The sequence below is a fragment of the Phenylobacterium sp. genome (assembly GCF_025351295.1).
GTDB lineage: Bacteria > Pseudomonadota > Alphaproteobacteria > Caulobacterales > Caulobacteraceae > Phenylobacterium.
On sequence record NZ_JANXWD010000130.1, the window covers coordinates 1 to 10,274 of the forward strand.

Genomic DNA, 10,274 nt, shown 5'->3' on the forward strand with positions numbered 1-10,274 from the left:
AGAGCGTGTCGTTGTTGGGGGCGGTGACCGCACGGGACTCCGAGGTGGCCAGCCGCCGCGCATGGGCGAAGCGGTTGACCCCCGGGGACATGGGGCCGGCCAGGGCGCGTGCCCGCGTGCCGGCCATCTCGATCATCGGCAGGCCATAGAGCCAGGCCTCCCGCGCCGCGGTCTTAAGGTCGCTGTCCGCCGCCCAGGCCCGGGTCGCCGGCGCCACGCCCAGGGCCGCCGCCGCGGCCAGCATCTCACGCCGGTTCATCTGTCGCTCCCTCGCCCTGTCCGGGCCGCCAGCTCGGCCGCGACCTCGCCGGCCTGCGCCCACCACCGCCGCACCATGTCGCCCGCAGCCCCCGGCCGCGCCAGGCCCACCGCCTGGCCGGCCCAGAGCGAGATCGTCTCCGGCTCGTCGGCCTGGGCGGACGCTGCGCGCAGCGGCTGGGTCAGGCGGTTCTGCACCGGATAGGCCGGGACCTCGTCCTCGACGCCCTTCATCTCGCGCATGAAGCGGTTCTCGATGCCGCGCGCGTGGCGGCCGGTGAAGGCCCGTGTCAGCCGCGTGGGCTCGTAGCCGGCGGTGGCGATCGCGCGGCGCCAGGGCTTCGACGTCACCGCCTCGTCGGCCAGCAGGAAGGCGGTGCCCATCTGGACCGCCGCCGCGCCCAGGGCCAGGGCCGCCGCGACGCCGCGCCCGTCCATGATCCCACCGGCCGCGATCACCGGCAGGTCGACCGCCGCGCGCAGGGTGGCCACCAGGGCCATGGTCCCGACCAGGCTGGCCTCGACCTCGGCCAGGAAGTGGCCGCGATGGCCGCCGGCCTCGAACCCCTGGGCGCAGATCCCATCGGCGCCCACCGCCGCCCACGCCCGCGCCTCGGCCACAGTGGTCGCCGTGCCGACCACACAGGTCCCGGCCGTCCGCAGCGCCGCCGCCTGGGCCGCGGTCAGGACCCCAAAGCTGAACGACGCCACCGCCGGCGCGGCGGCGATCACCGCCGCGAGCTGGGCGTCGAAATCCTGGGCGAACAGGTTAGGCGCGGCCGGCAGCGGCGCGCCGAGGCCCGCGTACCAGGGCGCCAGCCGCGCCAGCGCCCGATCCACCTCCGCCGCCTCCGGCGCGACCTTGGGCGCCATCAGCAGGTTCACGGCGAACGGTGCATCCGTCTGGGCTTTCAGCCCCGCGATGGCCGGCCCGATCTCGCCCGGCCCCAGGGTGGCGATGGCCAGGGTCCCCAGCCCGCCGGCCGCGCTGACCGCCAGCGCCAGGGCGTCGAACGAGGCCCCCACCATCGGCGCCTGGACGATCGGGATCGGCAGGGCCTCCAGCAGGGCGGCGAGGCTCATGGCTCGCCGCCTTCCGCCGCCTTCTTCGCGGCCAGCTTGGCCAGTACCCGCCCGCGGCCCTTGGAGAGCGCCGTGACCACGCCGCGCATTGTGCGCACCTCCTGCTGCGAGAACCGCGCCTTGCCCAGGGCCGAGCGCAGGTTCTGCACCATCGACGGGCGCTTGTCCGGCGGGTGGAAGAAGCCGGCGGCGTCCAGCTCCCGCTCCAGGTGCTCGAACAGGCCCAGCATGGCCGCCCCGTCGGCGGTCGGCGAATGCTCGCGGAACACCGGCGGCGGGGCGTCGGCCACTCGCGTGCGCCACTCATAGGCGTTGATCGCCACCGCCTGACCCAGGTTGAGCGAGCGGAACTTCGGATCGATGGGGATAGTCACCACCGCCTGGCACAGCGCGATATCCGCCGTCTCCAGCCCCGCCCGCTCACCGCCGAACAGGAGGCCCGTGCGCACGCCGCGCGCCGAGGCCTCGTAAAGCTCGCCCGCCCCGGCCCGCGGGGTCAGGATCGGCAGCTGCAGCTCCCGCGGCCGCGCGGTGGTGGCGAACACCAGTTGCAGGTCGGCGATCGCCGCCTCGACCGACTCGAAGACCTTGGCGTCGTTCAGCGGCCATTCGGCGCCCGAGGCCAGGGCCCAGGCCCGTTCCTGCGGCCAGCCATCGCGCGGATTCACCAGCCGCAGGTCCGCCAGGCCGAAATTCGCCATCACCCGGGCCACGGCGCCGATGTTCTCCGCCAGCTGTGGCGCGTTCAGGATAATGACAGGCGCGATAGTGACAGGAATGGGGGCGGAGGCTGCAGCCATGCCGCGTTTAGAGAAGGCCCGCCGTCCGATGGCAACCCTCCACCGCCGAACCCTCCTGGCCGCCGCCCCCGCCGGCCTGCTGGCCGCCTGCCAGAAGAAGGTGCTGGTCACCGTCTCGACGACGCCGAGGATCGATCAGGTGGGTCTCGGCCGCGCCGTCGCGGCCATCGCCGCCCGCGTCGCGCCCGCGGCCCTGGGCGTCGGCCTGATCAACCTGGAGAGCGGCGAGGCCTTCACCTTCAACGCCGAGCGGGGGTTCCCCATGCAGAGCGTGTTCAAGATGCTGCTGGGCGCCGGCGTGCTCAGCGAGGTCGACGCCGGCCGGGTGCTGCTCACCGAACGGGTCTACCTGCTTGAGAACCAACTCTCGCCGCAGCGCTCGCCGATCGCCACGGCGTGGCCCGGACGGCGCGAATATACGGTCGCCGAGCTGCTCGCCGCCGCCGTCACCGACAGCGACAACAGCGCCGCCGACGTCCTGATGAAGCGCATCGGCGGGCCGGGCGCGCTGAGCGCCTGGCTGACGGTCAAGCATGTGAGCGGGATCCGGGTCGACCGCTACGAGCGCGAGATCCAGCCGCAGGTCTATGGCATGCCGTCGTTCCGCCCGGCCTGGCGCACCGACGCGGCGTTCGCGGCGGCACGCAGCGCCGTGCCGCCGGCAGCCCGGCTGGCCGCCATGCGCGCCTACATGGCCGACCCGCGCGACACGGCCACGCCGCGCGGCATGCTGACCTTCCTGCAGATGCTGGACCAAGGCGACCTGATCGCGCCGGCCTCCACCCGCCTGCTGATCCAGCTGATGAGCCAGACCGCCCGCGGCGGGGCCCGGATTCGCGCCGGCCTGCCCAAAGCCGCCTTGCTGGCTCACAAGCCCGGGACCTCCGGCGTCGACCAGGGCCTGTCCAGCGCGCACAACGATGTGGGCATCTTCCGGCTGGCCGACCGGCGGGCCTATGCGATCTGCGTCTTCCTCTCCGGATCGACGCTGGCAGAGGCCGGACGCGACGCAATTATCGCCCAGGTGACAAGCGCAGCCGTAAAGGCGGTGGGTTAGTGGCCAGCGAGCCTTTGCGTCGGCGCGCGCGGCGGCTATACGCGCTGTAAGGAATTTACGCCCCGGAGCGCCCGCCCCTCATGGCCAAGATCAAAGTCGCCAACCCTGTCGTGGATATCGACGGGGACGAGATGACCCGCATCATCTGGAAGTGGATCAAGGATAAGCTGATCTTCCCCTTCGTCGATGTGCCGATCGACTATTACGACCTGGGGATGGAGAACCGCGACGCCACCGACGACAAGGTGACCATCGAGGCCGCCGAGGCGATCAAGCGCCACGGGGTCGGCATCAAGTGCGCCACCATCACCCCCGACGAGTCGCGGATGAAGGAATTCAACCTCAAGAAGATGTGGAAGTCGCCGAACGGCACGATCCGCAACATCCTGGGCGGCGTGGTGTTCCGCGAGCCGATCATCTGCAAGAACGTACCGCGGCTGATCCCCGGCTGGACCCAGCCGATCATCATCGGTCGCCACGCCTTCGGCGACGTCTACAAGGCCACCGACTTCAAGGTGCCCGGCCCGGGCAAGATGACCATCAAGTGGGTCGGCCACGACGGCCAGGTCATCGAGCACGAGGTGTTCGACTATCCGAGCGCCGGCGTGGCCATGGCCATGTACAACCTCGACGATTCGATCGCCGACTTCGCGCGGGCGTCGTTCGCCTACGCCCTGAACCGCAAATACCCGCTGTACCTGTCGACCAAGAACACCATCATCAAGGCCTATGACGGCACCTTCAAGGACATCTTCGCCGCGGTGTTCGCCGCCGAATATGCCGACAAGTTCAAGGCCGCGAACCTGACCTACGAGCACCGCCTGATCGACGACATGGTGGCCAGTTCGCTGAAGTGGCCGGGCGGGTTCATCTGGGCGTGCAAGAACTACGACGGCGACGTGCAGTCCGACCAGGTCGCCCAGGGCTTCGGCTCGCTGGGCCTGATGACCTCGGTGCTGCTCACCCCGGACGGCAAGACGATGGAGGCCGAGGCCGCCCACGGCACCGTCACCCGCCACTATCGCCAGCATCAGAAGGGCGAGGCGACCTCCACCAATGCCATCGCCTCGATCTTCGCCTGGACCCAGGGGCTGAAGCACCGCGCCAAGCTGGATGGAAACGCCGAACTCGACGCCTTCTGCATGACGCTGCAGAAGGTCTGCGTCGACACCGTCGAGAGCGGCTCGATGACCAAGGACCTGGCGTTGCTGGTCGGCGACACTCAGGGCTGGCTCACCACCGAGGGCTTCCTGGACAAGGTCGCGCTAAACCTCGCCAAGGAACTCGCCGCCTAGAGGCGACGCCCTATGGCTTATGGCCGATCCGACAAGCGCCGTCCGCGAACCCCGCGGGCGGCGTTTTCGGGTCAGCGCCCCTCGACCCAGACGTCGAGCGGCTGCTTCGCCTCATGGCGGACGAGAAGCAGGTAGCCGGCGATGAAGCCGACAAGCCCCAGGAACGCACCGCCCAGGAATCCGGCCGGCGTGGCGAACCACAGGGTGAAGAAGAATACCGCGTCGCCGATCACCAACATGGCCCAGCGGGTGAGCATGCTGAAGGCGTGATAGGTCTTCTCGTGAACGAGGACGTCGGTCGTCTGGTCGCCGAACTGACTACCGCCACTCATGTGGGATCCTCCCGATGAAGCTGGTGTCTCGCGAGAGAGAACGCCCGGCCGCGCGGTCCGTCAATCTATGTTCTTGATCTGTTCGCATCACGCTGTAGTGTGCTCCGGCCAGCAGGAGAACCGACATGACCATCGGCTACGTCACCATCGGCTATAATGAAGAGGCCCAGGCGGTGGCGTTCTACGACGCCGTGCTGGGGGCGATGGGCTATGAGCGCGGCGAGGTCGAGGGCGGCTGGGCCTTCTATGGCAAGGGCGACGCGCCGGGCATCGGCCTGTGCAGGCCCTACGACGGCCAGGCGGCGCGCGGCGGCAATGGCGCCATGCTGGGCCTCAAGACCGATACGCCGGACCAGGTGAAGGCCGCCCATGCCGCGGCGATGGCGGCCGGCGGAACCGACGAGGGCGCGCCAGGCTTCCGCCCGCCCGAGTCCACCAGCGGCTTCTTCGGCGCCTACGTGCGCGACCCGACCGGCAACAAGCTCTGCGTCTACGCGACGGTCTGAGCCTGGCCGGGCCTTATCCGGCCAGCAGCGCCTTGACCGCCGCCAGGCCCTCGGCGGCCCTGGTCGCGTCGGGCGCACCGCCCTGGGCGAAGTCGGGCCGGCCGCCGGCGCCCTGCCCGCCCATGGCCAGCACCCCGGCCTTGGCCAGGTCCGCGGCGTTGAAGCGGGCCTGCGCCGCGCCGGTCACCGCAACCGTCATCGCCGCCTTGCCGTCGGCTGTCCCGACCAGCGCGATGATGCCGTCGGGGAGCTGCTTCTTGAATTCCTCGGCGATCGGCCGCAGGTCCTTGCCGCCGACGCCCTCCAGGATCCGGGCCATCACCCTGACGCCGCCGATCTCCTCGGGCCCGGCCGGGGCCGCGCCGCCGCCGCCGCCCATGGCCAGCTGGCGCTTGGCGTCGCCCAGCTCCTTCTCCAGCCGCCGCCGCTGGGCCTCCAGGGCCTCGACGCGCGCCGTCACCTCGCCCACCGGGACCTTGAACTGGTCGGCCAGCGCCTTGGCCACGCCGGCCTGGTCCAGCAGGTAGCGCCGCGCGGCCTCGCCGGTCAGGGCCTCGATCCGCCGCACGCCGGCCGCGACCCCCTGCTCCTGAACCACCTTGAACAGGGCGATGTCGCCGGTGCGCGCCACATGGGTGCCGCCGCACAGCTCCACCGAATAGGCGCCCCGATCTTCACCGTCTGGCCCGCCCAGGCCGCGGCCCAGGGTCAACACCCGCACGGTCTCGCCGTACTTCTCGCCGAACAACGCCATCGCACCGGCGGCCATGGCCTGCTTGGGGGCCATCAGCTGGGTCTCGGCGGGCAGGTTCTGGCGGACCACCGCGTTCACTTCGGCCTCGATCCGGTCGATCTCGTCGGGCGTCACCGGCGCGCCATGGCTGAAGTCGAAGCGGATCCGCTCGCCGTCGACCATCTGGCCTTTCTGCGTCACGTGGGTCCCTAGGACATTACGCAGCGCCGCGTGCAGCAGGTGGGTGGCCGAGTGGTTCGACCGGGTCGCCGCGCGCCGCTCGGCGTCCACCGCCAGGCGCACGCGGGTCCCGGGGGTCAGGGCGCCCTCGACGATCTCCAGGTCGTGGACATGCAGGTCGCCGGCCAGCTTCTGGACGTCGGTGACCCGCGCCCGGCCGGTCTTCCCGTCCGCCATGGGCCACTCGGCTTCGCCCCGGTCGCCGGCCTGGCCGCCGCTCTCGGCGTAGAAGGGGGTGCGGTCGAACAGCGCCTGGACCGTCGCGCCGGTCAGCGCGCCGTCGATCTCGCGGCCATCCTCCACCAGCACCAGCAGCTCGGCGGTCATCTCGCCATCCTCGTAGCCGGTGAACGCCGTCGGCCCCAGGCGTTCGCGGATGCCGAACCATACGCCCGCCGCAGACACCTGGCCCGACCCGGTCCAGGCCTCGCGCGCCATCTCCCGCTGCCGCGTCATCGCCGCGTCGAATTCCTCGAGGTTCACCGTCAGGCCCTTGGCGCGCACTGCGTCCTGGGTCAGGTCGAGGGGAAATCCGTAGGTGTCGTAGAGCTTGAACGCGGTTTCGCCCGAGAGGACGTCGCCTTCATTCAGCCCCGCGGTGGCTTCGTCCAACAGGCTCATCCCGCGCCCGAGCGTGCGGCGGAACCGCTCCTCCTCCTGGCGCAGGGTGTCGACGATCGCCGGCTCGGCGCGCTTCAGTTCCGGATAGGCCTCGCCCATCTGCGCGATCAGGGTCGGCGCGAGGCGGTGCATCAAGGGCTCCTCCGCCCCCAGCAGGTGGGCGTGGCGCATGGCGCGGCGCATGATCCGGCGCAGGACGTAGCCGCGGCCTTCGTTGGAGGGCGTCACCCCGTCGGCGATCAGGAAGCTGGTCGAGCGCAGGTGGTCGGCGATCACCCGGTGCGAGGGGCCGTTCGAGGACCCGCCGGCCCCGCCGACCAGGCCCCGCGACGCCGCGATCAGCGCCCGGAACAGGTCGACGTCGTAGTTGTCGTGCACGCCCTGCAGCACGGCGGCGATCCGCTCCAGGCCCATGCCGGTGTCGATCGAGGGCTTGGGCAGCGGCTCGCGGCGGCCGTCGGCGAACTGCTCGAACTGCATGAAGACCAGGTTCCAGATCTCCACGAACCGGTCGCCGTCCTCGTCGGGGCTGCCGGGCGGCCCGCCGGCAATGTGCGCCCCGTGGTCGTAGAAGATCTCGGAACAGGGGCCGCAGGGACCGGTGTCGCCCATGGACCAGAAGTTGTCGTTGGTGGCGATGCGGATGATGCGGCTGTCCGGCAGGCCGGCGATCTTCTTCCACAGCCCGTGGGCCTCGTCGTCGGTGTGGTAGACCGTGACCGTCAGCCTGGCCGGATCGATCTGGAATTCCTTGGTCAGCAGCGCCCAGGCCAGGGTGATCGCCTGATCCTTGAAATAGTCGCCGAACGAGAAGTTCCCCAGCATCTCGAAGAAGGTGTGGTGGCGCGCGGTGTAGCCGACGTTGTCCAGGTCGTTGTGCTTGCCCCCGGCCCGCACCGACTTCTGCGACGAGGCCGCCCGCGGCCAGGGCGCGGTCTCCGCGCCGGTGAAGTAGTTCTTGAACGGGACCATGCCGGCGTTGACGAACAACAGGGTCGGATCGTTCTGCGGCACCAGCGGCGCCGAGGCGACGATCGCGTGATCCTGGCTCTGGAAATAGTCCAGGAAGTGGGTCCGGATCTGGTTCAGGGTCGCCATGGCAGCTTGGTCTCGACAGGAACTGGACGCCCCCACAGATGGGGCCGGGTCGATTTACGCGAAACCGGCGCGATCGCAAAAGGCGGGCTTGAAGACGGCCCGACATCAGAAGAGGCTATGTCGCGCTCAGCGGTCCAGGGCCGGGCTGAGCGAGATGTCGACCATGATTTCGGCGGAGATGTCTTCGAGCGCCGACTGAACGCCGGCCGCCGACATGCCCGGAGGAAGCCGCAACTGGGCGTCCATCCGAAAGAGCTGGGCGCCGGAGTGCGGCTCGGCGCTCAGGCCCGTCTCGAACGTCTCGATGTTGACCTCGAGTCCGCTCAGGATCGCGGTCACCTGCCGGACGATGCCGGGCCGGTCCTGCCCGACGAGGCTCAACCGAAGCGGCTCGCCGACGACGCCCACGTCTTCGACGGCCGGCGCGATGCGGACCTCGAGGCCCTGGGCGTCCACCGCGCGCACGGCCGCCGCAAGGCCGTCCACCCGATCCGCCTCCAAGGCGACCAGGACGGACCCGACATAGAGCCCGCCCAGCCGGCTGAGATGGCTCTCGAGCCAGTTGCCGTCCACGGAGAGCACGGCGCCGGCGAGCGCCTCGGTGAGCCCGGGTCGGTCACTGCCGACCACGCTCAAGATCACGGACGCCATCGGCAACTCTCGGAAAGGTCGGGCGCCAGGGGGCGCCGACCCATCGCCCTACGGATGCGCACGAGCCACGCACATCCGCGCCCGTCAATGGCCCGTGCACGGGACCGGCGGCTACAGTCCCCGGCTTGCAGCGGCGCCGGATCGCCGAGACCGCCGCTGTTGCATCTGGCGCCGATGCACCCGAGCCTCGGATGGTCCGAGGGGCGCGGAGGCGTGCGGATGCCCAGGCTGATCGTTTTTGCGGGCTTGCCGGCCAGCGGCAAGTCCACCCTTGGGCGCGCCCTGGCAGAGCGCACCGGCGCCGTCTGGCTGCGAATCGACTCGATGGACGAGGCGATCCGGGCGTCGGGGACAGCGCCCGCAGACCTCCTCGACTGGACCTATCGCGCGGCTCGGGCCGTCGCCGCCGACAACCTGGCGCTGGGCCGCGATGTGATCGCCGACTGCGTCAACGACTGGCAGGCGGCCAGAGACGGCTGGGATGCGGCGGCGGCTCGGGTCGGGGCCGAGGTCCTGTGGCTGGAGGTCGTCTGCTCGGACATCGACGAACACCGCCGCCGTGTCGAGACGCGCGTCAGCGACATCCCCGGCCAGACGCCGCCGGATTGGGCGGCGGTGAGCGGGCGCGAATACCACACGTGGACCCGGGACCGCGTCGTGATCGACACCGCGCACCGTAGCCTCCCCGACTGTATCGACCAGGCTCTCGGGGCCGTGGCGGGCGGTGCGGCCGCCTAGAGCGAGCCGTCCTCGGCGTCGGCGTCCTCGGCGGGGCCGACCAGCAGCTCTTCCTCGATGACCGCCTTGGCGCCGCGGACCTTGGCCTCGATCTCGTCGGCGATGTCCTTGTTGGCCTTCAGGAACTCGCGCACGTTGTCGCGACCCTGGCCGATGCGCTGGGAATTGAAGGAGAACCAGGAGCCGGACTTCTCGATCACCCCGGCCTTGACGCCCAGGTCGATGATCTCGCCCAGCTTGGAGATCCCCTCACCGTACATGATGTCGAATTCCACCTCGCGGAACGGTGGGGCGACCTTGTTCTTGACCACCTTGACGCGGACGTTGTTGCCGACGATCTCGTCGCGGATCTTCACCGAGCCGGTGCGGCGGATGTCCAGGCGCACCGAGGCGTAGAACTTCAGCGCATTGCCGCCGGTGGTGGTCTCCGGCGAGCCGTACATCACCCCGATCTTCATGCGGATCTGGTTGATGAAGATCACCAGGGTGTGGGTCTTGGAGATCGAGGCGGTGAGCTTGCGCAGCGCCTGGCTCATCAACCTGGCTTGCAGGCCGGGCAGGCTGTCGCCCATCTCGCCCTCGATCTCGGCCCGGGGCGTCAGCGCCGCCACCGAGTCGATGACGATGATGTCCACCGCGCCCGAGCGCACCAGGGTGTCGGTGATCTCCAGCGCCTGTTCGCCGGTGTCCGGTTGGGAGACCAGCAGGTCCTCCAGGTTCACGCCCAGCTTGTGGGCGTAGGACGGGTCCAGCGCGTGTTCGGCGTCGATGAAGGCCGCGGTCCCACCCGCCTTCTGCACTTCGGCGACGACGTGCAGCGCCAGGGTGGTCTTGCCCGAGCTTTCCGGCCCGTAGATCTCCA

Annotated in this window: 10 protein-coding genes and 1 pseudogene; 4 read left to right on the forward strand and 7 right to left on the reverse strand. The window is 70.3% G+C overall.

Annotation, left to right across the window (positions count from 1 at the left end):
• From Q0R13_RS17990 to Q0R13_RS18000, 3 genes and pseudogenes are all read right to left on the reverse strand, one after another.
• Positions 1-259 (reverse strand): annotated as a pseudogene (locus tag Q0R13_RS17990) (DUF1254 domain-containing protein); the annotation flags it as partial.
• Entirely contained in the window at positions 256-1,341 is a 1,086-nt protein-coding gene (locus tag Q0R13_RS17995; protein ID WP_293906514.1) for a nitronate monooxygenase, read from the reverse strand. The gene Q0R13_RS17995 and the pseudogene Q0R13_RS17990, both read right to left, overlap by 4 nt.
• Positions 1,338-2,141, reverse strand: coding sequence for an RNA methyltransferase (locus Q0R13_RS18000; protein ID WP_293906517.1), 804 nt, complete (start codon positions 2,139-2,141; stop codon positions 1,338-1,340). The genes Q0R13_RS17995 and Q0R13_RS18000 overlap by 4 nt, the downstream gene beginning before the upstream one ends.
• A 28-nt stretch (positions 2,142-2,169) precedes the next feature.
• On the opposite strand from Q0R13_RS18000, the gene bla reads away from it, so the two are divergent.
• Both bla and Q0R13_RS18010 read left to right on the forward strand, forming a co-directional pair.
• Positions 2,170-3,198, forward strand: coding sequence for a class A beta-lactamase (bla, locus tag Q0R13_RS18005; RefSeq protein WP_293906519.1), 1,029 nt, complete (start codon positions 2,170-2,172; stop codon positions 3,196-3,198).
• A gap of 80 nt (positions 3,199-3,278) precedes the next feature.
• A complete protein-coding gene (locus tag Q0R13_RS18010) occupies positions 3,279-4,493 on the forward strand; it encodes an NADP-dependent isocitrate dehydrogenase (RefSeq protein ID WP_293906521.1) in 1,215 nt (404 codons plus the stop codon).
• Between the two features lie 71 nt (positions 4,494-4,564).
• Here Q0R13_RS18010 and Q0R13_RS18015 read toward each other — a convergent pair whose 3' ends face one another.
• Positions 4,565-4,825 (reverse strand): hypothetical protein, encoded by a 261-nt coding sequence (locus Q0R13_RS18015; RefSeq protein WP_293906523.1) that lies wholly within the window; start codon positions 4,823-4,825, stop codon positions 4,565-4,567.
• A 125-nt stretch (positions 4,826-4,950) separates the two neighbouring features.
• Here Q0R13_RS18015 and Q0R13_RS18020 point away from each other — a divergent pair, with 125 nt between their 5' ends.
• The gene (locus tag Q0R13_RS18020; RefSeq protein WP_293906525.1) at positions 4,951-5,331 is read left to right on the forward strand and encodes a VOC family protein; all 381 of its coding nucleotides are present in this window, start codon (positions 4,951-4,953) and stop codon (positions 5,329-5,331) included.
• A 13-nt stretch (positions 5,332-5,344) separates the two neighbouring features.
• On the opposite strand, the gene alaS is transcribed toward Q0R13_RS18020, so the two are convergent.
• A complete protein-coding gene (gene alaS, locus Q0R13_RS18025; protein WP_293906527.1) occupies positions 5,345-8,023 on the reverse strand; it encodes an alanine--tRNA ligase in 2,679 nt (892 codons plus the stop codon).
• Between the two features lie 126 nt (positions 8,024-8,149).
• The gene (locus Q0R13_RS18030; protein WP_293906528.1) at positions 8,150-8,674 is read right to left on the reverse strand and encodes an ACT domain-containing protein; all 525 of its coding nucleotides are present in this window, start codon (positions 8,672-8,674) and stop codon (positions 8,150-8,152) included.
• A gap of 219 nt (positions 8,675-8,893) precedes the next feature.
• Between Q0R13_RS18030 and Q0R13_RS18035 the strand changes: the two genes are divergently transcribed.
• Complete coding sequence (locus Q0R13_RS18035; protein ID WP_293906530.1) at positions 8,894-9,412, forward strand: ATP-binding protein; 519 nt, start codon at positions 8,894-8,896, stop codon at positions 9,410-9,412.
• Here the strand turns inward: Q0R13_RS18035 and recA are convergent.
• Positions 9,409-10,274, reverse strand: an 866-nt coding sequence (recA, locus tag Q0R13_RS18040; RefSeq protein ID WP_293906532.1) for a recombinase RecA, incomplete at its 5' end; no start/stop codon positions are given. The two genes, Q0R13_RS18035 and recA, sit on opposite strands and share 4 nt — an antisense overlap.